Below are 25,742 nucleotides of genomic sequence, written 5' to 3' on the forward strand. Positions count from 1 at the left end.
CCGCATTGACATTCCCGACCAGTGTGTCAATTTCACTTTACAGTCTTTCTTGTCGTTGTAAATTGACGATCGGTGAAGCGGACGGAGGGTGGCCATGGACATGCAAAAGCGGATCGAGCGCGCCCTCGAAACGGCCCTCAAGCACACAACGGCCGGCGGCCAGCCGCCGAAGATCGCCGCCGCGCTGCGCTATGCGGTGTTTCCCGGCGGCGCGCGGGTGCGCCCGCGCCTGTGTCTGGCGGTCGCCATGGCCTGCGGCGACGACAATCCGCAGGCCGCCGACGCCGCCGCCACCGCGATCGAGTTCCTGCATTGCGCTTCGCTCGTCCATGACGACATGCCCTGTTTCGACAATGCCGATACGCGCCGGGGCAAGCCATCGGTTCACGCGGCCTACTCGGAACCGCTCGCCCTGCTTGCCGGCGACGCGCTGATCATCGCCGCCTTCGAGACGATTGCCCGCGAATGCGTCGCCACCCCGCACCTGATCGCGCCGCTGACCGGCACCGTCGCCCGCGCCGTCGGCATGCCGCACGGCCTCGTCGCCGGCCAGGCCTGGGAGAGCGAGGACGACGTTCCGCTCGCCGAATATCATCGCGCCAAGACCGCCTCGCTGTTCACCGGCGCGGCCATGGCCGGCGCCATCGCCGCCGGCGCCGACCCGCAGATCTGGCGGGCGATGGGTGACCGGCTTGGCGCCGCCTATCAGGTCGCCGACGATCTGCGCGATTTCGCCGCGAGCGCGACGGAACTGGGCAAGCCGGTCGGCCAGGACAGCCTCAATGCGCGGCCCAACGCGGTCGCCGCCGGCGGGCTCGACGAGACCGTCGCCCGGCTGCACGACATGGTCTCGCAGACCGTCGCGGCCGTGCCCGACTGCCCCGGCGCGCCGGTCCTGCGCGACCTGATCGCCGGCGAGGCCAAGCGGCTGATGCCCAAGAGCCTTGCCAGCCATGCGGCCTGACCGGCCATGGCCGACACCGCAAGCCGCGCCGAACCGCTGAACCAAATGGGCGCGGCCCGCCGCATGACGCTCGGCGACCGGCTGCGCGCCTGGCGCAACCGCACCATCGCCGATCCATCCTTTCGCGCCTTCGCCCGCCGCTGGCCGATCTTCCGGCAGATCACCAACCGGCGCGCCAACGACCTGTTCGCGCTGACGGCCGGCTTCGTCAATTCGCAGGTCCTGCTCGCCTGCGTCGAACTCGACCTGTTCGCCGCGCTTGACGACGACCCCCAGGACACCGCTTCCCTCGCCCGGCACATGAAGCTGACCGGCGATGCGGCCGGCCGGCTGTTGCGCGCGGCCGAAGGGCTCGACCTCGTCACCCGTACGTCGGACGGACGCTGGACGCTGGCCGACCACGGCGCGGTGCTCAGCGAGAGCCCCGGCATCACCGCCATGATCCGGCACCATGCGATGGTCTATCGCGACCTGGCCGATCCGGTCGCGCTTCTGCGCGATCCGCCCGCCGAGACCGAAACGTCCCGCTTCTGGTCCTATGTCGGCGGCGATGTCGGCAACGAAGACGGGGCGGCCTATTCGGAGCTGATGCGCGTCAGCCAGGACATGGTCATCGCCGAAGTGCTCGATGCGGTCGATCTGTCCCGGAACCGGCGTCTGCTCGATGTCGGCGGCGGCAGCGGCGCCTTCGTCAGCGCCGCCGGCGCGCGCTGGCCCGATCTCGATCTCGCCCTGTTCGACCTGCCCGCCGTTGCCGGGACTGCCCGCACGCGGCTTGCCGACACGCCGATCGCCGACCGGCTGGAAATCCATGGCGGCTCGTTCTTCGACGACCCGATTCCCGGCGAGGCCGACTATTACAGCCTGATCCGCGTGCTCTACGATCACGACGACGAGGCGGCGCTTGCGATCCTGACCGCGATCCGCAAGGCAATGGCGCCCGGCGACACGCTGATCATCGGCGAGCCGATGGCGGGCGACAGCGCCGGCGCGCGGCAGGTCGCCGCCTACTTCACCTTCTACCTGCTGGCGATGCGCTCGGGCCGCTGCCGCACGCCGCAGGATCATTTCGCCCTGCTCGAACGCGCCGGCTTTTCCCGCATGCGCGTGCACCCGACGGCCATGCCGGTCGTCGCAAGCGTCATTTCTGCTCAAATCTGAGGCAAGTTGCGTTCGTTGTGTGTAAAAAATAGTTGACACCTTATGTTGTCATTCTAGGATGACGGTCGGAGGAAGAGTCCGGCGAAAGATGCGGCCGGGCCAATGGGAATGCGAACCGAAGCGATCGTTCTCGAACAGCCAAAGGACATTGCCCTGCGCGATGTTCGCCTGACGCCGCCCGACGATGGCGACGCGCTCGTCGACGTGCTGTGGAGCGGCATCTCGACGGGGACCGAGAAGATGCTGTGGGACGGCACGATGCCGGCATTTCCCGGCATGGGCTATCCGCTGGTGCCAGGCTACGAGACCGTCGGCCGGGTTCGCGAGACCGGCGCCGATTGCGCGCTGCAGCCGGGCCAGATGGTCTTCGTGCCCGGCGCCCGCTGCTACGAGGACGTTCGCCCGCTGTTCGGCGCCACCGCCGCCCATCTCGTCGTGAACGGTGACAAGGTCTATCCGGTCGCCGACGCGCTCGGCCAGGACGCCGTGCTGCTGGCGCTCGCCGCCACCGCCCATCACGCGCTGACCCTGCCCGGGGTCGCGCTGCCCGGCCTGATCGTCGGCCATGGCGTCGTCGGTCGCCTGCTTGCCCGCATCGCCATCGCGCTCGGCGCCGAGGCGCCGGCGGTCTGGGAGATCAACCCGGCCCGCACAGATGGCGCGCGCGGCTACGCCGTCACCAACGCCGACGATGACGACCGGCGCGACCACGCCACCATCATCGATGCCAGCGGCGATCCGTCGATCATCGACACGGCGGTCCCGCGCCTTGCCAGGGGCGGCCAGATCGTCCTCGCCGGCTTCTACGCAAAGCCGCTGAGCTTCACCTTCCCGCCCGCCTTCATGCGCGAGGCCTCCATCCGCATCGCCGCCGAGTTCCAGCCGGCCGATGTCAACGCCGTGCTCGATCTGATCGCGCGCGGCCGGCTCGATCTGTCGGGCCTGATTTCCAATCAAGCGTCCGCCAGAGACGCAAGCACGGCCTACCGGACGGCCTTCGACGATCCGGCCTGCACGAAAATGGTTCTGACCTGGGAGAATGACGCATGACCGACTCCATGAGCCGGCCCGGCGCCGAAATGTACGACAATCTGCGCGACGAGGCGAGCCAGGAACCCGATCCGGTCCACACCGGCGAGGTCGTCAAGGAAACGCAGATCATCGCCATCTACGGCAAGGGCGGGATCGGTAAGTCCTTCACGCTGGCCAACCTGTCCTACATGCTCGCCCGCCAGGGCAAGAAGGTGCTGCTGATCGGCTGCGATCCCAAATCCGACACCACCTCGCTCCTGTTCGGCGGCAAGGCCTGCCCAACCATCATCGAGACCTCGTCCAAGAAGAAGGAAGCGGGCGAGGAGGTCGCCATCGGCGATGTCTGCTTCAAGCGCGACGGCGTCTTCGCCATGGAACTGGGCGGCCCGGAAGTCGGCCGCGGCTGCGGCGGACGCGGCATCATCCACGGCTTCGAGACGCTCGAGAAGCTCGGTTTCCACGACTGGGACTTCGACTACGTCCTGCTCGACTTCCTCGGCGACGTGGTCTGCGGCGGCTTCGGCCTGCCGATTGCCCGCGACATGTGCCAGAAGGTCGTCGTCGTCGGCTCGAACGACCTGCAGTCGCTCTATGTGGCCAACAATGTGTGCTCGGCGGTCGAGTACTTCCGCAAACTGGGCGGCAATGTCGGTGTTGCCGGCATGGTGGTCAACAAGGATGACGGCACCGGCGAGGCGGCCGCGTTTGCAGAAGCGGTCGGCATTCCCGTTCTGGCGGCCATCCCGCAGAACGAGGACATCCGCCGCAAGAGCGCCAACTACCAGATCATCGGCTATCCCGAGGGCCAGTGGGGCGATCTGTTCGGCGAACTCGCCGACAATCTGTGCGATGCCCCGCCCCATCAGCCCACGCCGCTGACCCAGGACGGCCTGCTCGCCCTGTTCGACACCGAGGACACCGGCGGCGACTTCGTGCTCACGCCGGCCACCCAGGCCGACATGTGCGCAGCCGACAAGCTCGATAAGCCCTCCCTCGAAGTGATCTACGACGAGGTGTGAGATGGCAGAGACGCTGATCAGGGATCCGCACATTCCAAAGGACATCGACGCGCCGCCCGACCACGACGCGGAACTGGCCCGTCAGGCAGCCGCGCAATCGGCGATCGACGGTGCCGGTTGCCATGCCGGCCCCGAACAGATGAAGGCGGCCGCCAAGGCCGCCGGCAATGCCGAACTGATGGAAGGCTTCGAGCGGGACTATCCCAAGGGCCCGCACGAGCAGCCGCAGTCCATGTGTCCGGCGTTCGGAAGCCTGCGCGTCGGCCTGCGCATGCGCCGCGTCGGCACGATTCTCAGCGGCTCCGCCTGCTGCGTGTACGGGCTGACCTTCACGAGCCACTTCTACGGCGCGCGTCGCTCGGTCGGCTATGTGCCGTTCAACTCCGAAACGCTGGTCACCGGCAAGCTCTACGAGGACATCCGCGACGCCGTCCAGGAGATGGCCAAGCCCGACGATTACGACGCGGTCGTGGTCACCAATCTGTGCGTGCCGACAGCTTCGGGCATTCCGCTGGGCGCCCTGCCCAAGGAAATCGACGGCGTGCGCATCGTCGGCATCGACGTGCCGGGTTTCGGCGTGCCGACCCATGCAGAGGCCAAGGACGTCCTGTCCGGCGCGATGCTGAAATACGCCCGCGAGGAAGCGGCGAGCGGGCCCGTGATGGCGCCGCGCGAAGGCGTTTCGGAGCGGCCGACCGTCACGCTGGTCGGCGAGATGTTCCCCGCCGATCCGGTGGTGATCGGCCAGATGCTCGAACCGATGGGCCTGGCCGCCGGTCCGGTCGTGCCCGTGCGCGAATGGCGCGAGCTCTACGCGGCGCTCGACTGCGCCGTGGTCGCCGGCATCCATCCGTTCTACACGGCAAGCTTCCGTGAATTCGCCGCCGCCGGACGCCCCGTCGTCGGCTCGGCCCCGGTCGGCGCCGATGGGGTCGATGCCTGGCTCACCGCGATCGGCGACAAGGCCAATGTGGCCAGGGCGAAGATCGATGCGGCGCGCAATGCGTTCGTCGGTGCCACGCGCGGCGCGCTTGCCGCCAACCCGATCAAGGGCCGCATCACGCTTTCGGGCTATGAGGGCTCCGAACTGCTCGTCGGCCGGCTTCTGGTCGAGGCCGGCGCGGATCTGCGCTATGTCGGCACCGCCTGCCCGAAGACGGCTCTTTCGAAGGACGATGCCGACTGGCTCGAAGCCCGGGGCGTGGAGGTGCGCTACCGCGCCTCGCTCGAACAGGACATCGCCGCGTTCGAGGAGTTCGAGCCCGATCTGGCCATCGGCACGACGCCGGTCGTCCAGCATGCCAAGCAGGCCTCGACGCCCGCGCTCTACTTCACCAACCTGATCTCGGCCCGCCCGCTGATGGGGCCGGCCGGCGCCGGCTCGATCGCCACCGTCATCAACGCGGCGATCGCCAACAAGGCGCGCTTCGACAAGATGAGCGAATTCTTCGAGGGCGTCGGCACCGGCGACACCGCCGGGGTCTGGGAAGACAAGCCGCAGATCAACACCGCCTTCCGCAAGAAGTACGCGGCCCGCGGCAAGGTCGCCAACAACGCCGTCGATGCCGGCGAGGCGGTGGGGACATGACCCTGATCATCGATCACGACCGCGCCGGCGGCTATTGGGGTTCGGTCTACGCCTTCACCGCCATCAAGGGCCTGCAGGTGATCATCGACGGGCCGGTCGGCTGCGAGAACCTGCCGGTCACTTCGGTCCTGCACTACACCGACGCCCTGCCTCCGCACGAACTGCCGATCGTCGTTACCGGCCTCGGCGAGGAGGAACTGGGCAAGACCGGCACCGAGCAGGCGATGAAGAACGCCCGCGCCGTGCTCGATCCGGACCTTCCGGCCGTCGTCGTCACCGGTTCCATCGCCGAGATGATCGGCGGCGGAGTGACGCCGCAGGGCACCAACATCCAGCGCTTCCTGCCGCGCACCATCGACGAGGACCAGTGGCAGTCGGCCGACCGCGCCATCAAGTGGCTGTGGACCGAGTACGGCCCCAAGAAGGGCAAGGTGCGCCCGCCACGCGAGCTCAAGGAAGGCGAAAGGCCGAAGGTCAACATCATCGGCCCGATCTACGGCACCTTCAACATGCCCTCGGACCTTGCCGAAATCCGCCGGCTGATCGAAGGGATCGGCGCCGAGGTCAACATGACCTTCCCGCTCGGCTCCCATCTGGCCGACGTGCCCAAGCTCGCCAACGCGCACGCCAATGTGTGCATGTATCGCGAGTTCGGGCGCGGCCTGTGCGAGGCGCTCGAGCGGCCCTATCTGCAGGCGCCAATCGGCATCCATTCGACCACCGCCTTCCTGCGCACCCTCGGCGAGATGCTCGGGCTCGACCCCGAACCGTTCATCGAGCGCGAAAAGCACACGACGCTGAAACCGATGTGGGATCTGTGGCGCTCCGTCACGCAGGACTTCTTCGCCACCGCCAGCTTCGCGATCGTTGCCAACGAAACCTACGAGCGCGGCGTGCGCAATTTCCTCGCCGACGAGATGGGGCTGCCCTGCACCTTCTCGTTCCAGCGCCGCGCCGGCATCAAGCCGGACAACGAGGCGATCCGCCAGGCGATCAAGGACACCCCGCCGCTGATCCTGTTCGGCTCCTACAACGAGCGCATGTATCTGGCCGAAACCGGCGGCAAGGCGATCTACATCCCGCTGTCCTTCCCCGGCGCGATCATCCGCCGCCACACCGGCACGCCGGTGATGGGCTATTCGGGCGCGTCCTGGATGATCCAGGAGGTCTGCAACGGCCTGTTCGACGCGCTGTTCAACATCATCCCGCTCGCCACCGACCTCGATTCCGTCGAGGCGACGCCGGCGCGCGTCCAGCGCTCCATGCCGTGGAGCGAGCAGGCCCAGTCCGACCTCGACCGGATCGTCGAGGCCCAACCCGTTCTGGTGCGCATCTCCGCAGCGAAGAACCTGCGCGATGCCGCCGAAACCATTGCCCAAAACGAGGATGCCGAGCGCGTTCAGACCAGCCATGTCGAGCGCGCCCGGCTTCAGATCGTGGCGGGCAAGGCCGCGTGAGGCGGCCGCTCAACGGTTCGCCTGCGGGCGAACGAAAGGAGTGAAACGATGACGACACAGACGCATCCGATCAAGGCGCCGCGCCATCACCGGAGCGAACGCCGGCGCGACCGGTTCGAGTATCGCACGCTCGTCGCCATCTCGTTCCTGCCCTGCCTGGGGGTCGCCATGCTGCGCCGTTTCGGCGCCGAGGCCCAGGCGGGACAGACCGTTTTCACGGAGGCGCTGTCTTCGGCCCGCGCCGCCGCCGGTTACGCCCTTCTGGTGTGACCGGACCCGTTTCACCGGGGCAACCCGGTGGAAGCCGAGGGGTGGTCCGCCGCCCCGAAGCACCCGGCCGCGGGGTTCCGCGGCAACCGTGACTAGGAGGTCTATGAATGTCTAGTCCGCAAAGCGTTTCGCTGTCCGGAATGACGGAAAGCGAAGCCCAGGAGTTCCACGGCTACTACATGCAGGGCTTTGGGATCTTCACCGCGATCGCGGTGGTGGCCCACTTGCTCGTATGGTTGTGGCGTCCGTGGATTCCGGGACCGGATGGTTACGCATCTCTCGAGAGCGTCAACCAGACGGTGTCGACCCTCCTGCCCATGCTTTCGTAAAGGAGAAGCGACATGTGGAGAGTCTGGATGATTTTCGACCCGCGCAAAACGCTGGTCGTCCAGGGAGTCTTCCTGTTCTCGCTGGCAGTTCTGATTCATTTCGTTCTGCTGAGCACGGAGCGCTTCAACTGGCTCGAAGGCAACCCCGCAACGGGAGCCGCCATGGAACAGTCCATGGAAGGTTCGGTGGATACACCGCGCTTTTTCGGCTGACGCTGCGACACCAAAGGTGGCGGGCAACGCCCGAGGGCTTCGTGCCTGACGGTTTGCCCGCCGCCGATCAGCGATTTTTCGGGCGGACGGTGCCGCTGAACGCCGTCCGTCATTGGAGGTAAACCATGGCAATGCTCAGTTTTGAGCGCAAATACCGCGTGCGGGGCGGGACGCTGATAGGCGGGGATCTGTTCGACTTCTGGGTCGGTCCCTTCTATGTCGGCTTCTTCGGCATCACGACCGCGTTCTTTGCAGCTCTGGGCACGGTGCTCATCGTCTACGGTGCGGCGCTCGGCCCGACCTGGAACATCTGGCTGATTTCCATCAATCCGCCACCGATCGAATACGGCCTCGGCCTCGCCCCGCTCGCGGAAGGCGGGTTGTGGCAGGTCATCACCATATGCGCCGTCGGCGCGTTCGTTTCGTGGATGCTGCGCGAGGTGGAAATCTGCCGCAAGCTCGGCATCGGCTATCACGTGCCGTTCGCCTTCGGCGTGGCGATCTTCGCCTACGTGACGCTGGTCGTCTTCCGGCCGCTGCTGCTGGGCGCCTGGGGCCACGGCTTTCCCTACGGCATCATGAGCCACCTGCAATGGGTGTGGGACACCGGCTACCAGTACGGCAACTTCCACTACAACCCGGCCCACATGATCGCCATCACCTTCTTCTTCACCACCACCTTCGCGCTCGCGCTGCACGGTGGCCTGGTGCTGTCGGCGGTCAACCCGCGCAACGCGCAGTCCTTCCGCTCCGGTCCGGCCGAGGTGAAGACCCCCGAGCACGAGGACACCTACTTCCGCGACACGATCGGCTATTCGATCGGCACGCTGGGCATCCACAGGCTCGGCCTGTTCCTGGCGCTGAACGCGGGCTTCTGGAGCGCGGTCTGCATCTTCATTTCCGCGGGCCCGATCTATGGCGGCTCGTGGATCGAATGGTGGGAGCCACTGCGCAACCTGTCCCTGCGCTGGGCCGGTTGAGGAGGATCTGACAATGCTACCCGAATATCAGAACATCTTCACGACGGTTCAGGTCCGCACCGCACCCGAGATGGGCATTCCCATCGAGAGCGAGATGGACCGGTCCAAGTCGGCCACCTTCAACTACTGGATCGGCAAGGTGGGCAACGCCCAGCTCGGCCCGATCTACCTGGGCTTTCTGGGCGTGGCCTCACTGATCACCTTCACGATCGGCTTCGTCATCATCGGCCTGAACTTCTGGGCGCAGGTGGACTGGAACCCGGTCCGCTTCGTGCTGGAAATGCCGTGGCTGTCGCTCGACCCGCCGCTGCCCGAGCACGGCATCAAGGTGATGCCCCCGCTCGCCGAGGGAGGCTGGTGGATGATCGCCGGCTTCTTCATCACCGTCTCGATCATCCTGTGGTGGTTCCGCATGTACCGCCGCGCGGTCGAACTGGGCATGGGCCTGCACGTGCCGGCCGCGTTCGCGGCGGCGATCTGGCTCTACCTGGTGCTCGGCTTCATCCGGCCGCTCGCCATGGGCTCGTGGAGCGAGGCGGTGCCGTTCGGCATCCTCAGCCATCTGGACTGGACCAACAACTTCTCGCTGATCTGGGGCGGAAGCCTGTTCTGGAACCCGTTCCACATGCTCTCGATCGTGTTCCTGTACGGTTCGGCGCTGCTGTTCGCCATGCATGGCGCGACGATCCTTGCGACCAGCCGCTACGGGGCCGAGCGCGAGATCGAGCAGATCGTCGACCGGGGCACGGCCGCCGAGCGCGGTGCGCTGTTCTGGCGCTGGACCATGGGCTTCAACGCCTCCATGGAATCGATCCACCGCTGGGCCTGGTGGTTCGCCATGCTGTGCGTGCTCACCGGCGGCATCGGCATCCTGCTCACCGGCACGGTCGTCGACGACTGGACCGCCTGGGGCATCAAGCACGGCATCGTGCCCGAGGATGCGAGCTGGTGGCCGATCACGCCCGACTCGACCCGCTCCTCCTGGGGTCAGCAGTAGCGGGCAGTCCCATGCCGGGCGGATGACCGACCTCCATCCGCCCGCATGACCGGCCGGGCACGGCGCGCCATGGCGCCGAACCGGTCACGGCCAGACCGAACCGCCGGCCATTGTCCTCCAAACATGGGGCCGGCCTACCTCCGCTTCGGACGCGAAGCGGAGGTTTTTCTTTGCCGGAGGTTCGGGAAGCGGCGCGACCGCGCGCCGGTCAGATCTTCAGGTCGGGAAACCGGTCGCAATAGATGCGGAACCAGGGCGTGAAGGCGTGCGGATTGTCGGCCATGTCGGCCTTCAGCGCCTCGGCCGTGACCCAGCGCACATCCTCCACCTCGTCCGGATTGGGCCGGATTTCGAGCGTGCTGCGGTCGGCATGGCCGACGAACATGGTCACGCGCTCGTGTTCGTGCAGCCCGTTGCCGACATCGGCGAAATACTCGACCTCGTGGCTTTCGATCAGCGGTACGCCGAAGCCGAGTTCCTCGCGCAGGCGACGGGCGGCGCTCGTCGCCACCGGCTCGTCCCAGTGCGGATGCGTGCAGCAGGTGTTCGCCCACTGCCCGCCGCAATGGTATTTGTGCGCGGCGCGCTTCTGGATCAGAAGGTGATCGCCGGAGAACACGAACACCGAAACGGCCAGATGCAACACCGCCTCGCGGTGCGCCTGCATCTTGCCGATCGGGTAGAAGGAGCCGTCCCCGGCGATCGCCGGGATGATCGTGTCGGTGTCGCGTATCGTATCCATCAGGCTGCCTGCATCGGTTCGATTTCGGGCTCGCCGGCCGCGAAACGGTCAAGGCCGGGCCAGCGGCCCTCGACGGCGAGCAGATTGAAGCGGGCGAAAAGGTATTCGGCGAACCAGCCCTCGTCCCAGGCGCGCCGGACGGCGACGCCATGGGTCGGGCTGTTGACGGAGAACGCGCGCATCGCCGCCTCGTCGTCCCAGATCGAGAACGTCATCATGTGCTTGTAGGGGACCTCGCCCAGACCCATCATGAAGTGCTGGTGCGGGTCGGCTTCGGCCATGTCGGAGATCGCCGGCACAAGCGACCAGAATTGCGTCAGCGTCGCCCAGCGCAACGTAGCGCGGGTCAGCGCGACGATCGGGCCGGTCGGCCGGGTCTGCGCATCGACGGCGAACGGCGCCCGTCCGTTCCACTGTCCCCGCGCCTGCGTCGCGGTCAGATAGAGCGTCGCCGACCGGTCCGCCCGGTCGCGATAGCGCGCAAAGGGTTTCGCATGGGCCTGCGCGGCGCGCGCGGCCCCCATGTCCCGCCACGCGCACAGAAGGCCGTAGGTTGAAAAATCCGGCTTGAGCGAAAAGCCCGCGCCGGCCCCCGATCCGAGCATCTTGGCGAAGCTGGTCCCTTCCATGCGCGTCACGGCCGGCCGCATCAGCCCCATCTGCGAGAACGCCCACAGCTTCGCCGGCAGACCGGTGAAATGATAGAGCGAGAGCGTGACGACCTGCATGGATTGGCGGCCCCTTTCGCCGCTCATGGTTCGGGATATACGAGCACCGTAACCGTGCCCTTACGCAATCCAACCCCAACCTTAGGGTCAATCGGTGGCGTCAGGATGTCCCCGGGCCGCCGATCCGTTGGCCCACGTGGCCCGCTTGCGTGCGCGGGAACCGAGGACGCGGGGCCACCCTTATCGACGTGCAGTCATCTCACCGGCCCAAGACCGGGTGAGCACGGAACCGCGATACAACCCTCATCCCGCGAGGGCGACACAGGGAAACGGGCGGGAGGCGTGAAGCCCTGCCCTACGCCACGGCCCTTGCGAGGGCGCACTGGCTCCACAGGTCGCACAGGGCGCCCGAAAGATGGGCGATGTCGGCGTCGGTGTGGAACGGGGTCGGCGTGATCCTCAGCCGTTCGGTACCCACGGGAACCGTCGGATAGTTGATCGGCTGCACATAGATCCCGTAATCCTCCAGCAGGATGTCGGAGATCCATTTGCACTTGGCCGCGTCCCCCACCATCACCGGCACGATGTGCGAGGGGTTTTGCATGTGCGGAATGCCCTGCCGGTCGAGCGCCGCGCGCACCTTGCGCACCGCCTCCTGGTGGGCCTGCCGCTTTTCGTCATGGGCCTTCAGATGCCGGATCGAGGCGACCGCGCCGGCGGCCAGTGCGGGAGGAAGCGCGGTGGTGAAGATGAAGCCCGAGGCGAACGAGCGCACGAAGTCGACCAGGTTCCTCGAACCGGTGATGTAGCCGCCCATCACGCCGAACGCCTTGCCCAGCGTGCCCTCGATCACATCGATCCGGTCCATCAGGCCCTCGCGCTCGGCGACCCCGCCGCCGCGCGGACCGTACATGCCCACCGCATGCACCTCGTCGATATATTTCAGCGCGCCATGCTTGTCGGCGACGTCGCAGATCTCGGCGATCGGCGCGATGTCGCCATCCATCGAATAGACGCTCTCGAAGGCGACCAGCTTGGGCGCGGCCGGATCGTCGGCGGCCATCAGCCGGTCCAGATCGCGCCAGTCATTGTGCTTGAAGATGCGCTTTTCGCATCTGGAATGGCGGATGCCCTCGATCATCGAGGCGTGGTTGAGCGCGTCGGTGTAGCAGATGATCCCGGGGATCTTGGCGAGCAGCGTGCCGAGCGCGGCCCAGTTCGAGACATAGCCCGAGGTGAAGATCAGCGCGGCGTCCTTGCCGTGCAGGTCCGCCAGTTCGCGCTCGAGCCGCACATGGCCATGATTGGTGCCCGAGATGTTGCGCGTGCCGCCCGCGCCGGTGCCGCAGCGCTCGATCGCATCGTGCATCGCCGCGACCACCTCCGGATGCTGGCCCATGCCCAGATAGTCGTTCGAGCACCACACGGTCACATCGTGCGTCGAGCCGTCCTCGCGATAGCGCGTCGCCCGCGGAAACGAACCCCGCTTGCGCTCAAGCTCGGCAAACACACGGTAATTGCCCGCCTCGTGAAGACCGGCGAGCGCCGTGTCGAAATGCTGCTCGAAGTTCATCGCGGTTCCCCTTCTAACTCATGACCGGCGCGGCACGCTTGTCGGCCCGGACGTCCTTGTTGGATGCTGTTTCCGGCTCGGGCGCCACCTGCGCCTGCCGCTTGACGAAGCCGCCCCCGGAGCGGCCGGTCGCCCAGCCCCACAGCGCGGCATCGCGCACGGGCAGGACGAGGAAAAGATGTTCGATCAGGCCGAGGAAGGCGAAGGTCGCCATCAGCGACCAGCCGGTGACCATGCCCGGCGCGTCGGCGGTGGCCGCCATGTAGACGCAGATCGTGAACAGGCAGGTGATCGCCGTGACCGAGACGATGAAGAACGGATGCACCCGGTCGGTGCGGAAATAGCTGGTCAGGTACGCCATGCGTTCGGGCAGGATCTCGCTGACCGCGTTCGGCGCGCCCAGGAACACGTTGAACTTGGTCAGGAGCCGCATCACCCACATCAGCGCGTAGATCGCCCAGGCGAACGGGTTCACCGCGCCCGCTAGCAGCGCGATCAGCACCACGCCCGTGGCGAACAGGACGAACTCGTGGTCGCGCACGGCCGCATAGGCGAGACGGAACCGCGCAGCGCCGGTCACGCCCGCCGGCAGCGCCGTCCGGCGCGGGCCGGCCACATGGCCGGTCAGGAAGGTGATCTCGTGGAACGCCCAGATGGCGAGCGCGGCGAAGAAGGCGCCATAGACGGCGACGACCGAACTCGAGCCCGCCGTCACCAGCGCCAGCACAAGCCCGGCCACCGCGAGCGCGGCCGCCGGCACCAGCAGATAGAGCGGATGGCCGACGTTGCGCCGCGCCGCGACGATCACCGCGCCGGTGGCGAACCACCAGGCGATGAGCGCGACCGCGAAGGCACCGAGGGCAAGGCTCATGTCCGCGCTCCTACCAGACCGGCTGCAGGCGGCTGGTCTCGGGGATCTCGTTGGAGATGCCCGGGATCATGTACAGCCGCGCGAAGTTGAGCGCGGCGCGCGCGCCGTGCCAGCCCTTCTTGACCCGGCCCGCGATGCCGCCCTGCGCATGGGCGCGCGCCATCGCGTCGTTGATCTCGACCATGCGCGTGAAGCCGCGCCGCAGCGCCGGATTGTCGAGGTCGAGCAGCACCGGAAAGACCTGCTTGGAGATCTCCGTGGTCAGGTTGAACACCTTCCAGTCATATTCGTCGATATCGACGCCGAGCGCCTCGTGGAACGCCGGGCGCTGATGGTCGCGCACATGCATGGTCACGAAGACGGCAAGCAGGAAGAACTTGATCCATAGCCGGTTGCGGCCTTCCAGCAGCTTCGGGTCGGTGCGCATCAGCAGCGAGAACGCCTCGCCATGGCGGAACTCGTCGTTGCACCATTCCTCGAACCATTTGAAGATCGGGTGGAAGCGCTTGTCCGGGTTCTGCTCGAGGTGCCGGAAGATGGTGATGTAGCGCGCATAGCCGATCTTCTCGGACAGGTAGGTGGCGTAATAGATGAACTTCGGCCGGAAGTAGGTGTACTTCTTGGCCTTGGCCAGAAAGCCCATGTTCACGCCGATGTCGAAGTCCTTGAGCGCATCGTTGATGAAGCCGGCATGGCGGCTTTCGTCGCGGCTCATATAGCCGAACAGCTCGCAGATCTCCTTGTTGGAGCCGCGCCGCTTCATCTCCTTGTAGAGCACGCAGCCGGAGAATTCGGCGGTGAGCGAGGAGACGAGGAAATCGATCAGTTCCTTGCGCAGTTCGGGCGACAGCGACTCGATGTCGATATCGTCCCACTCCTCGTTGCGCTTGAAGTGGCCCTTGTTGGGGTCCGAGCGCATCTCTTCCATCAGCGCGTCCCACTCCCCGCGCACCGGCGTGACGTCGATCCGGTCCATCTCGTCGAAGTCGGTGGTGTAGAAGCGCGGGTTGAGCATGGTCGTCTCGTGCGCCATGCGGGTTGTTTCGTTCTGCGCATCGAGCGGCGCTGCGGTCTTGCGGCCGGCGACCGGCGTTTCGACGTGCTTGTTCATAGCGCTGCCTCCTCGGAGAAGCTGAATTCGCACAGCTCCATGAATTCAAGATCGCCCGTCGCTTTCGTCCAGGCGCGTTCGATGCCGCTGGCCCGCGTGATGGTGGCCATCCGCTCGAACGTGGCGCATTCGCCATAGGGCACCGAGACCGGCGCGCCGTGCACCATCACCTCGTCGCCCGGCTCGACGGTCACCCCGCCCTCGAAGCGCACATGGGCCCCAAGTTGCTCGAACGTGTTGTTGATCTCGACCGTGCACGGCACATCTTCCCGCGTCCGGGCGATCAGACCGATCAGACTCATTTCTGTCCTCCATTGAGCGCCGCCACCTGGCTCGCCAGAGCCTGCGACTTGGCGCGGTTGAACGCATTCAGGCTGATCAGGTCGCCGGTCTCGATGTCCTCCAGGAAGACCAGACGGCCGTTGCCGATGCGCAGCACCGCGAATGTGCGGGTGCTTTCCTCCACTGCCGGCCGCATCCGTTCGAGCGAACGCAGCGCGCCGGCAAGGAATTGTTCCCGCGATTGCGGGTATGAGGCCACCACCTCTTTGGTCGAAGCGTCGAGCACGTGGATGGTGCCCTCGGCATCGCGCGCGACCTGCACATGGCCGGCGACGACGATCTCGTTGGCGCCGGTGTGCACCACGCCCTTGCCGGTCAGGTTGGCGAAGGTGACGACGCAGAGCGTGAACAGCACCATGCCGACCGCCATCGTCAGCGGCACCCACTTCACCGACGTGCCGTGAACGTGGTGGCCGTGTCCGTGCGCGGTGGCTTCGGTGTCGCTCATGATCGTCTCCTTGCGCCTTTCCTACTCGGCCGCTTCCGGGAACGGCATCAGGGTGCCGTCCATCGTCTGTTCGGCCGCACCGGCCGGGCGTTGCGTGCGCGCCGCATTGGCGTGCAGTTGCGTCGCCAGCAGACCGGCCACCTCGGTGACATCGTCGATGCAGATCAGCTGCGGCTCGGTGCGCGCCATGCGGAAACCGCGCACGTTCGGCCAGAACACCAGCCAAGCCAGCCGCACGTCGGGCTGGAACCTCAGCGCGATGTTGCCCGACCCGTCGGCCCGCTCCAGCACGTCCACCGATTCGATCTCGGCGAACGGCAGGTTGAAGGCGGTCGGCAGGGCCACGCCGAACTTCATCACGACGCGCTTTTCGGTGATCGTGTAGACGGTGGCGCGGGCCACCGCGCCGGCATACCAGCGGGCAAGGCCGATGACGACGGCGCCCGCCAGCGTCATGATCACCAGCGACATGATGATGTCGTCGGCGGCACGGCCGAAATAAAGGCCCGTCGCGACCAGCCAGACGAGCATGATGCCGAAATAGCCGGCGATCCAGCGCGTCTTCAGGACGTGCCTGGCGATGCCGGCCGCCCTGGGGCTGCCCTGCCAGACGATGTGCTCGCCGGCCGGCAGGGGCCCGGGCAGGCCGCCATGGGCCTTTTCGTCGAACTCCGGTGCGATGAAGCCCGTCACAGGTAGGCCTCCTGCCGCGCGGGGGTCGCATAGAGAAGGCCGGCGCCGTAATAGGCCATGATCTTCTCTTCCTCGAGCAGCGTGATCTCGTCGTCCTTCTTGGTGCCCGGCACCATGGCGAACTGCTCGCCGGTGATGGCATGCACGTAGAAGACCTTCTCACGGTCGCGCGGCGTCTTGACGACGCAGAAGTTCATCGGAACCAGCACCGAACGCGGCGCTTCGCCCACTTCGGTCTCGATCTCGAGGAACCGCGCCATGTGCTCCATGCGGTCGACCCAGACATCCTTGACGCGACCGGCCACGATGGAATCGCAGCCCACCACGCGCAGTCCGCGCGGATCGACATCGCCCTCGGCGATGGTCACCGTCTCGTCGGCGCGCATCGGAACGATCTTCGGACGGCCGTCATGCAGCGGATCGGGCACGTCGGCCCGCTCGGTCCAGGCGCCCGGGCCGATGCCGTCGAGCATCGGGTTCTCGGAGGTCGGCCGCCAGGGCGTGCCCTCGAAGCCCATGTGCTCGCCCTTGATGTTTCCGGCGGCGGCGACCGAGTCCACCTTCTGGTTCGGCGCTTCCACCGTGCCGCGTCCGTGCGGCATGTGGAACGTCTTCGGGCCCGGCGTGAAGATGAAGGACGGGGCGTTCTTTTCGCCCGCATCGTTCTCCAGCGGGAAGCCCTCGCGGCGGCTTTCGCGCTGCAGATAGACGACGAGTCCGATGAAGAAGACGACGAACACGTAAAACGTGATCAGCGCCACATCATAGCCTGCGGTGAGTTCAACCATGGCGGTTCTCCTGGTTCATGGTTATCCGGGCAGTTCGGCAAGGCCGAACCGCTTGGACGGGTTTTGGTCTTCGGCGCGCCGGCGCGTGCGGCCGGCGAGCGGGCCGAGCGCGACGAGGCTTGCGAACAGAAGACCGATTTCGATGTGGTAGACGACGCCGTAGCCGGCGGCGGGAGCGACAAGGGCCTGTCCGAACATGCCCGCTTCGACGGCCGCGTTGACGCCGTCGCGGATAAAGCCGCCGAACGCCAGGCCAAGGCCGATCGCGGTCGCCTGTACCGCGCCCCAGGCGCCGATGGCGATGCCGCTGTCGGTGGTGTCGGAGACGTCCATCGCGGCCAGCATGGTGCATACCGCGAACAGCCCGCCGCCAAGACCGATCAGCGCGGTGCCGATGCGGAACAGCGTCGGCGACTGCAGCGGTTCGGCGAAGACGACCGCCGAAAAGGCGAACACGCCGATCAGCGCGCCCACGGCGGCGAGCCGGTACATGTCGCGCCCCTTGTCCAGCCAGCGCCCGGCCATGGCGAACCCGACCAGCGTGCCGCCGGCCCAGATCGCCGTCAGCATGGTGGTCGCCGAGACCGAAAGCCCCAGAACCTCGCCGCCATAGGGTTCGAGCAGCACGTCCTGCATCGAAAAGCCGGCCGCGCCGAACGCGACGGCGACCAGCAGGCGCACCGTGCGGTCATCCTTGCAATAGCCTGTGAACGCCTCGCGGAAGCTCGGCACCTCACGGTCGTGCCGGGTGAGCTGGGCGTTGCGCGGCTCCTGCTTCCACAGCGCGACCAGATTGATCGCGACGGTGGCGACCGCTGCCCCCTGCACCACCTTGATCAGGGCGACGGCGGCGAAGTCACGCAGCAGCCAGCCAAAGGCGAGCGCGCTGACGATCATGCCGATCAGCAGCATCACATAGGCAAGCGCGACGACGCGCGGCCGATTGTCGGGCGCGGCGAGATCGGTCGCAAGCGCAAGGCCGGCGGTCTGCACCATATGCATGCCGATGCCCGTCAGAAGGAACGCGAGCGCGGCGCCCACCGGGCCTGCCCAGGTCGGACCGAGCGTCTGCGACTGCAGCAGCAGCAGCGCGAACGGCATGATGGCAAGGCCGCCGAACTGGAGCATCGAGCCGAGCCAGATGTACGGCACCCGCCGCCAGCCGAGGAAGGAGCGATAGGTGTCGGACCGGTAGCCGATCAGCACGCGGAACGGCGCGGCGAGCACCGGAATGGCGACCATCAGCGCGACCAGGCTGGTCGGCACGCCCAGTTCGACGATCATCACCCGGTTCAGCGTGCCGGTCAGCAGCACCATGGCCATGCCGACAGACACCTGGAACAGGGTCAGGCGCAGCAGCCGGCCGAGCGGCAGATCCTCGGTGGCCACATCGGCGAACGGCAGCCAGCGCGGGCCGAGCCGCTGCCACATGGTGGCCATGGACCGCTTCTTGCGCGGATAATGAACGCCGCCAAAGGCCATCAGCGCATCACCTCCATGGCTTGCGAAATGTAAAAGCCGCGCGCGACGCGATGCGTCTGTCCGGCGCGCCAGTCCGTCATGTCGGGACGCGCCAGCAGCAGGTCGGCGAGCCGGCGCGGCGCGACGGGCTCGATGCCCGGCGACCGGTCGCCGCGCGGAAACAGCTGTCCGACCGCGTGCATCGCGGCCAGCATCGCCGTGCGCGGCGCGACGGTGAAGACCAGCTTGCGGTCGGTGCGGCCGGCCAGTCTGGCGATCGCGCTGACCGCGTCTTCAGTCCGGTAGTGGATCAGCGAATCCATGGCGAACACCGCGTCGAACCGGCCCCGGTCGGCCAGCATGTCGCCGGCTTCGAACGTCACGCGCGCTTCGAAAGGACGGTAGCGTTCGATCTCGGCGAGCCGCTCGCGCGCAAAGCCGATCATCTGCTCGGACAGATCGACGCCGACCACGTCGGCGCCGCGCCGGGCAAGCTCGAACGTGGCGACGCCCGAGCCGCAGCCCGCATCGAGCACGCGCCAGCCGGTCAGGTCGTCGGGCAGATAGGACAGCATGGTCGCGCGCATCGCATCGCGGCCCTCGCGGACGGTCTGGCGGATGCGGCTGACCTTTTCGTCGGTGACCAGCTTCTTCCAGCCGTCGACGGCCGTGCGGTCGAAATAGACCTCCAGCTCGCCGCGCCGCTTGGCGTATGTGCCGCTATGGACGTCCGCCGTCGTCATCTCATTCGAACCCCAGGAAATCGAAGATGTCCCGGTCCTTCATCGGATCGGCCTTCAGCTCGTCCGTCCCCGCCCAGAGCTGTTCGGCAAGCTGCAGATATTCGTTCTGGATGGCGACGATCTCGGGATGATCGCCCAGTTCGAACAGGGTGGACTTCTTCAGGCGCGACTTGCGCACCTCGTCGCTGTCGGGAATGTGCGCCAGGCGCTTGAGCCCGATCGCCTCGTTGAACCGGTCGATCTGGTCGGTCTCGCGCGAGCGGTTGGCGATCACCCCGCCAAGGCGCACGTCGTAGTTCTTCGACTTGGCCTTGATGGCCGCGACGATCCGGTTCATCGCGAAGATCGAATCGAAATCGTTGGCGGCGACGACCAGCGCCCGTTCGGCATGCTGGAGCGGCGAGGCGAACCCGCCGCACACCACATCGCCCAAAACGTCGAAGATGACGACGTCGGTGTCCTCGAGAAGATGATGTTCCTTCAAAAGCTTGACTGTCTGGCCGACGACATAGCCGCCGCAGCCGGTGCCGGCCGGCGGGCCGCCCGCCTCGACGCACTGCACGCCGTTATAGCCTTCGAACACGAAATCCTCGGGCTTGAGTTCCTCGGCGTGGAAATCGACCTCCTCGAGAATGTCGATGACCGTCGGGATCAGGCTCTTGGTCAGCGTGAAGGTGGAATCGTGCTTCGGATCGCAGCCGATCTGCAGGACGCGCTTGCCCAGCATGGAAAAGGCCACCGACAGGTTCGACGAGGTGGTCGACTTGCCGATGCCGCCCTTGCCGTAGATCGCAAACACCTTTGCGCCCTCGATCTCCATGGACGGATCGAGGTGGACCTGCACCGATCCTTCCCCGTCCTCGCCCTTGCCCGGCTTTGCGGCGGCCGGGGCCTTGCCCGACGCCTTCGCCAGTAGGCGGGCCTCGCGCTCGGCGGTTTTCGGATGCGTAAAGACGTTCATGCCGCCACTCCCACTGTGCCAATGCCCTCGACACGGTCTTCCAGCTCGTCGCTGGCCGCGCACAGGGCCTGGTATGTTTGCTCGTCGGGCTGCCAATAGGCCCGTTCGGTTGCTTCGATCAGCCGATTGGCGAGTTTGGCGCTCGCCTTGGGATTGAGATCGGCCAGCCGCTGGCGCATCTCGGCGTCCAGCACGAAGGTTTCGGCGATGTTCTTGTAGACCCAGGGCTGCACCTTGCCGGTGGTCGCCGACCAGCCCAGCGTGTTGGTCACCTGGCTCTCGATCTGGCGCACACCCTCATAGCCATGGTCGAGCAGCGCCTCGTAGAATTTCGGGTTGAGCGTGCGGGTGCGGGTTTCGAGCGCGACCTGTTCGTCGAGCGTGCGCACCTTGCCCTTGCCGGAGGTCTGGTCGCCCACATAGACCTGCGCGTCGCGGCCGCCGGCCTTGCGGATCGCCCGCGAGATGCCGCCGAGCGTGTCGAAATAATGGTCGATCGTGGTGATGCCCAGCTCGACCGATTCGATGTTCTGGTAGGCCGCATCGACATCCTTGAGGATGGTGCCGAGCATGTCGGCGCGCTGCACCGGCTGACCGTCGACGCCATAGGCAAAGCTCTTGCGACGGGTGTAGGTGTCGGCGATCTCGTCTTCCTCGTCCCAAGCGCCCGAGTCGATCAGCAAATTGACGTTCGAGCCGTAGGCGCCGGCCGCGTTCGAGAAGACGCGCAGCGCGGCCGTCTCGAAATCGCAGCCATGCTGTTCGGCATAGGCCAGCGCATGGGCGCGCACCGGGTTCATCTCGACCGGCTCCTCGGCCAGCGCCGCCTGCAGCGCGGCATCGGCGAGCAGTTTCGTCTGCAGCGGCATCAGATCGCGGAAGATGCCCGAAAGGGTCATCACCACGTCGATGCGCGGCCGGCCCAGTTCCTCAAGCGACATCAGGTCCGCGCCGGCGAGCCGGCCGAAGCCGTCGAAACGCGGCTTTGCCCCGATCAGCGCCATCGCCTGGGCGATCGGCGCGCCCTCGGACTTGAGATTGTCGGTACCCCACAGCACCATGGCCACAGATTTCGGCAGTTCGCCGTCATTGTCGGCCGCAAAGCGTGCGATCAGGAGGTCGGCCTGCTTGCGCCCGTCGGCCACCGCAAAGGCGCTCGGCAGGCGGAACGGGTCGAACCCGTGCAGGTTGCGGCCGGTCGGCACGATCGAGGGCGAACGCACGATGTCGCCGCCCGAAACCGGCCGGATGTAGCCGCCGTCGAGCGCGTGCATCAGCGCCGGCAGTTCATGGTCCCGGCGCAGATCGTGATCGAGCCGGGCCAGCGTCTGAACGCCTTGCGGCGCGCGGTCGCCCTGCTTCTGATAGGTCTGAAGGGCGGCGTCGATGGTCATCGCGCCGATGCCGTCCTCGCCCATCGCCGTGTTGACCGCTTCGAGCAGATCGTGCCGCTCGTCATCGGACACCGGCTCGCCGACCACATGCAGGCCGTGCGGAATCAATGTCTGCTCGAACTCGGCCAGCTCGTTGACAAGGCTGGGGATTTCGTCGGTTCCGCCGGCGCTCCATTGGGCGTCCTCGGCGACCAGATCGAGCGCTTCGGCCTGCGCCCTGATGGCAACGGCCAGATCGTTGCGCTCGTTTACCGCCTGCGGCTCCAGCGCCCGCCAGCGGTCGAGCGAGGATTTGAGGTCGGCAAGACCCTTGTAGAGCCCGGCATTGGCGACCGGCGGGGTCAGGTGCGAGATCAGCGTGGCCGCCGAACGCCGCCGCGCGATCGCGCCTTCGGACGGGTTGTTGGCGGCATAAAGATAAAGGTTCGGCAGATCGCCGATCAGCCGGTCCGGCCAGCAATCGCCCGAAAGGCCGGCATGCTTTCCGGGCATGAATTCGAGCGCGCCATGGGTGCCGAAATGCAGGACCGCGTCGGCGCCGAAATCGTCCTTCAGATAGCGGTAGAAGGCGGCAAAGGCATGCGTCGGCGCGAACCCCTTCTCGAAAAGAAGCCGCATCGGATCGCCCTCGTAGCCGAACGCGGGCTGCACGCCGACGAAGACGTTGCCGAACCGGTGGCCCATCACGAAGATGTTGCGCCCGTCGGTCTGCTGGCGGCCCGGCGCCGGGCCCCACTGCGCCTCGATCTCGGCGAGCCACGGTTCGCGCCGGACGTGGGTGTCCGCATCGATCTTGGCGGCGACGTTGGCCGGCGTGCCGTGGCTGTCGGCATTGCCGCCCAGGATCATGTCGCGCAGCGCATCGGCGCTTTCGGGCACATCGACCGTGTAGCCCTCGGCCTTGAGCGCCTTGAGCGTGTTGTGCAGCGAACGGAAGACGGACAGATAGGCCGCCGTGCCGGTCGCCCCGCCATTGGGCGGGAAGTTGTAGAGGATGGTGGCGATCTTGCGCTCGGCCTTGTCGCGCCGGCGCAGGGCGACGGTCTTCGCCACCCGGCTCGCCAGCATCTCGGCGCGCTCGGGACAGGACTGCATGTCGCGGCCGTTAACGGCGTTGTCGAAGCGGCATTGCCGCGTGCAGCCCGCGCAGGGGCCAGACCCGTCATTGCGCCCACCGTAAAGGATCGGTCCTGTCGCGCCGTCGATCTCGGGCAGCGAGACCATGATGGTCGCCTCGACCGGCGTCAGCCCCTGCTCGCCGCGGCCCCATTGCTGCAGGCTCTGGAACTCGCTGGCGAACGCCGAGACATAGGGGACATCGAGGCGGGCGAGCAGCTCTTCGGCCGCCGCCGCGTCATTGTAAGCCGGTCCCCCGACCAATGAGAAACCGGTCAGCGAAACGACCGAATCGACCGTCGCGCGTCCATCCTTCATGAAGAACTTCTCGACCGCCGGCCGCGCGTCGAGCCCCGAAGCGAACGCGGTGACGACCTTCAGTCCGCGCGCGGCAAGCGCCGCGATCACGCCTTCATAATGGGCCGTGTTGTCGGCCAGCACATACGAGCGCATCACCAGAAGACCGACCGTGCCGGCCTCCCCGCCCCTGCCCGTGGCGCGCTCATAGACCGCCAGATCGTCGGTGACCCGGTCCTTGAGCGCGGGATGATAGAGCCCGACATCGGGATAGATCGCCGGATCCGCCGGCTTGACGATGGTGCGCAGCACCTCGCGCGGCCCCTTGGCATAGCGCGCGATCAGGAACCGGACCAGATTGACGATGTTGTCGTCCGAGCCGGCCAGCATGTACTGCATGGTCAGGAAATAGGCGCGCACGTCCTGCGCCTTGCCGGGAATGAAGCGCAGGAATTTCGGGATCTGCCGCAGCAGCTTCATCTGCCCCGCGCCGGCCGAGCCGGTCTTGGACTTCTTGCCGCGCAGCCGCTTCAGGAGGCCGATCATCCCGCCGGTCGGGTTGGCCATGTTGAATTCGCCGAGCCGCGTCAGCTTGACGATCTCGGCGGCCGACAGCGTGCCCACCGTCGCATCGTTGCGCTCGCGCGCCTCGGTCAGCCACGGCTCGACGACTTTGATGTGTTCTTCAAGGAACACCATGTTGGCGATGACGATGTCGGCGCTCAGCACGTCCTCGCGGGCATGCGCCATCGCCTCGGCGTCGCCGGCCCATTCGGTCACCGCGTGCAGCGTCAGCGAAAGCCCCGGCAGCTCGCGCTTCAGGATCGCCCGGGCGCGTTCGACGGTCGAGGCCATGTGGCTGTCGAGGGTGACGATCGTCACCTTCACCGGAGTGGCCGCTGGCGATGCAGCGGCCCGTGCGGCCTCAGCGGCCGTAATGGGCTTTTGCATCATAGAGCGTCTCGATGGTGATGGGGTTCACGCCCTGCTCGGCGGCGAACCGTTCGGTGTTACGGCGCGCCTTGCCGCGCACGAAGAAGGGGATCTTCTTCAGCTCCAGTTCGGCGTCGTCGGTCCATGACGGGGACCCGAAGCTCGCCGCCACGCTGCCATTCGCCACTACATCCTGCGTTTTATCATCAGGCGCGGTCTGGGCTTCGGGTATCTCGATGGTCTCATGTTTCGCCCCGGCGTGCAACGCCGCCAGATGCGAAGCCTGCGCGTCGTCGTTGAACTCGAAGTCTTCCCGGAACATGCCCAGAAGATGCTCTTCGAGCCCCATGACGAGCGGGTGGACGAAGCTGTCGAAGATGACGTTGGCGCCCTCGAACCCCATGAAGGGCGAATAGCGCGCCGGGAAATCCTGCACGTGGACGGGCGCCGAGATCACCGCGCAGCCGATCCGCAGGCGCTTGGCGATGTGCCGCTCCATCTGCGTGCCGAGCACCAGTTCCGGCTGGGCCGCGACGATGGCGTCCTCGACCTCCAGATGATCGTCGGTGATCAGCGCCTCGATGCCGTATTCCTTGGCCGCGGCGCGCACCTCGCGGGCGAATTCGCGGCTGTAGGTGCCAAGCCCGCACACCTTGAAGCCAAGCTCGTGCTCGGCGATGCGCGCGGCGGCGATCGCATGGGTCGCATCGCCGAAGATGAACACGCGCTTGCCGGTCAGATAGTTGGAATCAATCGACAGCGAGTACCAGGACAGCCGTTCGTCGGCCTGGGCGATCACCGGCTCGGGATCGGCGCCGACCAGTTCGGCCACTTCGCGCACGAACTGCCGTGTCGCGTTCACGCCCATCGGCACGGTCGACACGATCGGCTGGCCGAAGGTGCGCTTGAGCCATTGCGCCGCCTGGCCGGCGACTTCCGGATAGAGGACAACGTTGAAGTCGGCATTCGGCAGCCGCGTCAGGTCGTGCGGCGTCGCGCCCATCGGCGCGACCACGTTGACCTCGACCCCGAGCGTGCCCAGAAGCCGCGTGATCTCGGTGACATCGTCGCGGTGGCGGAAGCCGAGCGCGGTCGGACCGAGGATGTTGCACGTCTTCGGCGCGCCCTCGGGCTTCTCTTCGGGCGTGCGCCCGCCGGCGAGCCCGCGCACGAGCTGGAAGAAGGTCTCCGAGGCGCCCCAGTTCTCTTTCTTCTGGTAGGACGGCAATTCGAGCGGAATGACCGGCACGTTCAGATCGAGCGTCTTGGCGAGACCGCCCGGATCGTCCTGGATCAGTTCGGCGGTGCACGAGGCACCCACGATGATCGCCTGCGGATCGAACCGCTCGACCGCCTCCTTGCAGGCGGTCTTGAAGATCTCGGCGGTGTCCGAGCCCAGATCGCGCGCCTGGAAGGTCGTGTAGGTGACCGGCGGACGCGCCTTGCGCCGCTCGATCATCGTGAACAGAAGGTCGGCATAGGTGTCGCCCTGCGGCGCGTGCAGCACGTAGTGCAGCCCCTTCATGCCGGTGGCGACGCGCATCGCGCCCACATGCGGCGGCCCTTCATATGTCCAGACCGTCAGTTGCAT

At 66.7% G+C, this 25,742-nt stretch carries 25 protein-coding genes; 11 read left to right on the top strand and 14 right to left on the bottom strand.

The features are described 5' to 3' along the window. Positions 1 to 94 precede the first annotated feature (94 nt). The 11 genes from E0E05_RS11775 (at position 95) to pufM (ending at position 10,010) form a co-directional block, all read left to right on the top strand. Entirely contained in the window at positions 95 to 964 is an 870-nt protein-coding gene (locus E0E05_RS11775) for a polyprenyl synthetase family protein (RefSeq protein ID WP_131616892.1), read from the top strand. A 6-nt stretch (positions 965 to 970) separates the two neighbouring features. Next, entirely contained in the window at positions 971 to 2,125 is a 1,155-nt protein-coding gene (locus tag E0E05_RS11780; RefSeq protein WP_244597706.1) for an acetylserotonin O-methyltransferase, read from the top strand. Positions 2,126 to 2,233: 108 nt separating this feature from the next. Further along, the gene (gene bchC, locus E0E05_RS11785; RefSeq protein ID WP_131618017.1) at positions 2,234 to 3,175 is read left to right on the top strand and encodes a chlorophyll synthesis pathway protein BchC; all 942 of its coding nucleotides are present in this window, start codon (positions 2,234 to 2,236) and stop codon (positions 3,173 to 3,175) included. After that, a complete protein-coding gene (locus tag E0E05_RS11790) occupies positions 3,172 to 4,176 on the top strand; it encodes a chlorophyllide a reductase iron protein subunit X (RefSeq protein WP_192900406.1) in 1,005 nt (334 codons plus the stop codon). Before bchC ends, E0E05_RS11790 begins: the two co-directional genes overlap by 4 nt. A 1-nt stretch (position 4,177) precedes the next feature. Then, a complete protein-coding gene (gene bchY, locus E0E05_RS11795; RefSeq protein ID WP_131616893.1) occupies positions 4,178 to 5,764 on the top strand; it encodes a chlorophyllide a reductase subunit Y in 1,587 nt (528 codons plus the stop codon). Then, entirely contained in the window at positions 5,761 to 7,221 is a 1,461-nt protein-coding gene (gene bchZ / locus E0E05_RS11800; protein WP_131616894.1) for a chlorophyllide a reductase subunit Z, read from the top strand. Before bchY ends, bchZ begins: the two co-directional genes overlap by 4 nt. 48 nt (positions 7,222 to 7,269) lie before the next feature. Beyond that, positions 7,270 to 7,491 (top strand): hypothetical protein, encoded by a 222-nt coding sequence (locus E0E05_RS11805; protein WP_039723519.1) that lies wholly within the window; start codon positions 7,270 to 7,272, stop codon positions 7,489 to 7,491. A gap of 107 nt (positions 7,492 to 7,598) precedes the next feature. Beyond that, positions 7,599 to 7,820, top strand: a complete 222-nt coding sequence (pufB, locus tag E0E05_RS11810; RefSeq protein WP_039723520.1) for a light-harvesting antenna LH1, beta subunit — start codon at positions 7,599 to 7,601, stop codon at positions 7,818 to 7,820. 12 nt (positions 7,821 to 7,832) lie between these two features. Next, on the top strand, positions 7,833 to 8,033 hold the full coding sequence (gene pufA / locus E0E05_RS11815; RefSeq protein ID WP_039723521.1) for a light-harvesting antenna LH1, alpha subunit: 201 nt from the start codon (positions 7,833 to 7,835) through the stop codon (positions 8,031 to 8,033). A gap of 125 nt (positions 8,034 to 8,158) precedes the next feature. Next, positions 8,159 to 9,013 (top strand): photosynthetic reaction center subunit L, encoded by an 855-nt coding sequence (gene pufL, locus E0E05_RS11820; protein WP_039723522.1) that lies wholly within the window; start codon positions 8,159 to 8,161, stop codon positions 9,011 to 9,013. A 13-nt stretch (positions 9,014 to 9,026) separates the two neighbouring features. Further along, on the top strand, positions 9,027 to 10,010 hold the full coding sequence (pufM, locus tag E0E05_RS11825; RefSeq protein WP_039723523.1) for a photosynthetic reaction center subunit M: 984 nt from the start codon (positions 9,027 to 9,029) through the stop codon (positions 10,008 to 10,010). Positions 10,011 to 10,218: 208 nt separating this feature from the next. On the opposite strand, the gene idi is transcribed toward pufM, so the two are convergent. From idi to bchB, 14 genes are all read right to left on the bottom strand, one after another. Then, complete coding sequence (gene idi, locus E0E05_RS11830) at positions 10,219 to 10,752, bottom strand: isopentenyl-diphosphate delta-isomerase (protein ID WP_131616895.1); 534 nt, start codon at positions 10,750 to 10,752, stop codon at positions 10,219 to 10,221. Next, positions 10,752 to 11,480, bottom strand: coding sequence for a spheroidene monooxygenase (locus E0E05_RS11835; RefSeq protein ID WP_131616896.1), 729 nt, complete (start codon positions 11,478 to 11,480; stop codon positions 10,752 to 10,754). The genes idi and E0E05_RS11835 overlap by 1 nt, the downstream gene beginning before the upstream one ends. A 295-nt stretch (positions 11,481 to 11,775) precedes the next feature. Further along, positions 11,776 to 12,993 (bottom strand): 5-aminolevulinate synthase, encoded by a 1,218-nt coding sequence (gene hemA, locus E0E05_RS11840; protein WP_131616897.1) that lies wholly within the window; start codon positions 12,991 to 12,993, stop codon positions 11,776 to 11,778. A gap of 13 nt (positions 12,994 to 13,006) precedes the next feature. Further along, positions 13,007 to 13,864, bottom strand: coding sequence for a putative photosynthetic complex assembly protein PuhE (gene puhE, locus E0E05_RS11845; RefSeq protein ID WP_131616898.1), 858 nt, complete (start codon positions 13,862 to 13,864; stop codon positions 13,007 to 13,009). A gap of 10 nt (positions 13,865 to 13,874) precedes the next feature. Continuing rightward, on the bottom strand, positions 13,875 to 14,975 hold the full coding sequence (acsF, locus tag E0E05_RS11850; protein ID WP_131616899.1) for a magnesium-protoporphyrin IX monomethyl ester (oxidative) cyclase: 1,101 nt from the start codon (positions 14,973 to 14,975) through the stop codon (positions 13,875 to 13,877). Further along, entirely contained in the window at positions 14,972 to 15,277 is a 306-nt protein-coding gene (locus E0E05_RS11855; protein ID WP_131616900.1) for a hypothetical protein, read from the bottom strand. The genes acsF and E0E05_RS11855 overlap by 4 nt, the downstream gene beginning before the upstream one ends. After that, positions 15,274 to 15,765, bottom strand: a complete 492-nt coding sequence (puhC, locus tag E0E05_RS11860) for a photosynthetic complex assembly protein PuhC (RefSeq protein WP_131616901.1) — start codon at positions 15,763 to 15,765, stop codon at positions 15,274 to 15,276. The genes E0E05_RS11855 and puhC overlap by 4 nt, the downstream gene beginning before the upstream one ends. A 21-nt stretch (positions 15,766 to 15,786) precedes the next feature. After that, entirely contained in the window at positions 15,787 to 16,458 is a 672-nt protein-coding gene (gene puhB, locus E0E05_RS11865; protein ID WP_131616902.1) for a photosynthetic complex putative assembly protein PuhB, read from the bottom strand. After that, entirely contained in the window at positions 16,455 to 17,246 is a 792-nt protein-coding gene (puhA, locus tag E0E05_RS11870) for a photosynthetic reaction center subunit H (protein WP_131616903.1), read from the bottom strand. The genes puhB and puhA overlap by 4 nt, the downstream gene beginning before the upstream one ends. A 21-nt stretch (positions 17,247 to 17,267) precedes the next feature. Further along, positions 17,268 to 18,686 carry a BCD family MFS transporter gene (locus E0E05_RS11875; RefSeq protein WP_131616904.1) on the bottom strand — a complete coding sequence of 473 codons (1,419 nt, stop codon included), beginning with the start codon at positions 18,684 to 18,686 and terminating at the stop codon, positions 17,268 to 17,270. Between the two features lie 41 nt (positions 18,687 to 18,727). Then, on the bottom strand, positions 18,728 to 19,450 hold the full coding sequence (gene bchM, locus E0E05_RS11880) for a magnesium protoporphyrin IX methyltransferase (RefSeq protein ID WP_131616905.1): 723 nt from the start codon (positions 19,448 to 19,450) through the stop codon (positions 18,728 to 18,730). 1 nt (position 19,451) lies between these two features. Further along, on the bottom strand, positions 19,452 to 20,411 hold the full coding sequence (gene bchL / locus E0E05_RS11885) for a ferredoxin:protochlorophyllide reductase (ATP-dependent) iron-sulfur ATP-binding protein (RefSeq protein WP_131616906.1): 960 nt from the start codon (positions 20,409 to 20,411) through the stop codon (positions 19,452 to 19,454). Beyond that, positions 20,408 to 24,169 (bottom strand): magnesium chelatase subunit H, encoded by a 3,762-nt coding sequence (locus tag E0E05_RS11890; protein ID WP_131616907.1) that lies wholly within the window; start codon positions 24,167 to 24,169, stop codon positions 20,408 to 20,410. The genes bchL and E0E05_RS11890 overlap by 4 nt, the downstream gene beginning before the upstream one ends. After that, positions 24,144 to 25,742 carry a ferredoxin:protochlorophyllide reductase (ATP-dependent) subunit B gene (gene bchB, locus E0E05_RS11895; protein WP_131616908.1) on the bottom strand — a complete coding sequence of 533 codons (1,599 nt, stop codon included), beginning with the start codon at positions 25,740 to 25,742 and terminating at the stop codon, positions 24,144 to 24,146. Before bchB ends, E0E05_RS11890 begins: the two co-directional genes overlap by 26 nt.

Origin of the sequence: Roseitalea porphyridii (assembly GCF_004331955.1) — a bacterium.
In the GTDB taxonomy this organism is placed as follows: Bacteria; Pseudomonadota; Alphaproteobacteria; order Rhizobiales; family Rhizobiaceae; genus Roseitalea; species Roseitalea porphyridii.

Excerpts from the sequence above, each read along its gene's own strand:
- E0E05_RS11775 (WP_131616892.1), top strand. The coding sequence starts at position 95 with ATGGACATGCAAAAGCGGATCGAGCGCGCCCTCGAAACGGCCCTCAAG.
- E0E05_RS11780 (WP_244597706.1), top strand. The coding sequence starts at position 971 with ATGGCCGACACCGCAAGCCGCGCCGAACCGCTGAACCAAATGGGCGCG.
- bchC (WP_131618017.1), top strand. The coding sequence starts at position 2,234 with ATGCGAACCGAAGCGATCGTTCTCGAACAGCCAAAGGACATTGCCCTG.
- E0E05_RS11790 (WP_192900406.1), top strand. The coding sequence starts at position 3,172 with ATGACCGACTCCATGAGCCGGCCCGGCGCCGAAATGTACGACAATCTG.
- bchY (WP_131616893.1), top strand. The coding sequence starts at position 4,178 with ATGGCAGAGACGCTGATCAGGGATCCGCACATTCCAAAGGACATCGAC.
- bchZ (WP_131616894.1), top strand. The coding sequence starts at position 5,761 with ATGACCCTGATCATCGATCACGACCGCGCCGGCGGCTATTGGGGTTCG.
- E0E05_RS11805 (WP_039723519.1), top strand. The coding sequence starts at position 7,270 with ATGACGACACAGACGCATCCGATCAAGGCGCCGCGCCATCACCGGAGC.
- pufB (WP_039723520.1), top strand. The coding sequence starts at position 7,599 with ATGTCTAGTCCGCAAAGCGTTTCGCTGTCCGGAATGACGGAAAGCGAA.
- pufA (WP_039723521.1), top strand. The coding sequence starts at position 7,833 with ATGTGGAGAGTCTGGATGATTTTCGACCCGCGCAAAACGCTGGTCGTC.
- pufL (WP_039723522.1), top strand. The coding sequence starts at position 8,159 with ATGGCAATGCTCAGTTTTGAGCGCAAATACCGCGTGCGGGGCGGGACG.
- pufM (WP_039723523.1), top strand. The coding sequence starts at position 9,027 with ATGCTACCCGAATATCAGAACATCTTCACGACGGTTCAGGTCCGCACC.
- idi (WP_131616895.1), bottom strand. The coding sequence starts at position 10,752 with ATGGATACGATACGCGACACCGACACGATCATCCCGGCGATCGCCGGG.
- E0E05_RS11835 (WP_131616896.1), bottom strand. The coding sequence starts at position 11,480 with ATGCAGGTCGTCACGCTCTCGCTCTATCATTTCACCGGTCTGCCGGCG.
- hemA (WP_131616897.1), bottom strand. The coding sequence starts at position 12,993 with ATGAACTTCGAGCAGCATTTCGACACGGCGCTCGCCGGTCTTCACGAG.
- puhE (WP_131616898.1), bottom strand. The coding sequence starts at position 13,864 with ATGAGCCTTGCCCTCGGTGCCTTCGCGGTCGCGCTCATCGCCTGGTGG.
- acsF (WP_131616899.1), bottom strand. The coding sequence starts at position 14,975 with ATGAACAAGCACGTCGAAACGCCGGTCGCCGGCCGCAAGACCGCAGCG.
- E0E05_RS11855 (WP_131616900.1), bottom strand. The coding sequence starts at position 15,277 with ATGAGTCTGATCGGTCTGATCGCCCGGACGCGGGAAGATGTGCCGTGC.
- puhC (WP_131616901.1), bottom strand. The coding sequence starts at position 15,765 with ATGAGCGACACCGAAGCCACCGCGCACGGACACGGCCACCACGTTCAC.
- puhA (WP_131616903.1), bottom strand. The coding sequence starts at position 17,246 with ATGGTTGAACTCACCGCAGGCTATGATGTGGCGCTGATCACGTTTTAC.
- E0E05_RS11875 (WP_131616904.1), bottom strand. The coding sequence starts at position 18,686 with ATGGCCACCATGTGGCAGCGGCTCGGCCCGCGCTGGCTGCCGTTCGCC.
- bchM (WP_131616905.1), bottom strand. The coding sequence starts at position 19,450 with ATGACGACGGCGGACGTCCATAGCGGCACATACGCCAAGCGGCGCGGC.
- bchL (WP_131616906.1), bottom strand. The coding sequence starts at position 20,411 with ATGAACGTCTTTACGCATCCGAAAACCGCCGAGCGCGAGGCCCGCCTA.
- E0E05_RS11890 (WP_131616907.1), bottom strand. The coding sequence starts at position 24,169 with ATGCAAAAGCCCATTACGGCCGCTGAGGCCGCACGGGCCGCTGCATCG.
- bchB (WP_131616908.1), bottom strand. The coding sequence starts at position 25,742 with ATGCAACTGACGGTCTGGACATATGAAGGGCCGCCGCATGTGGGCGCG.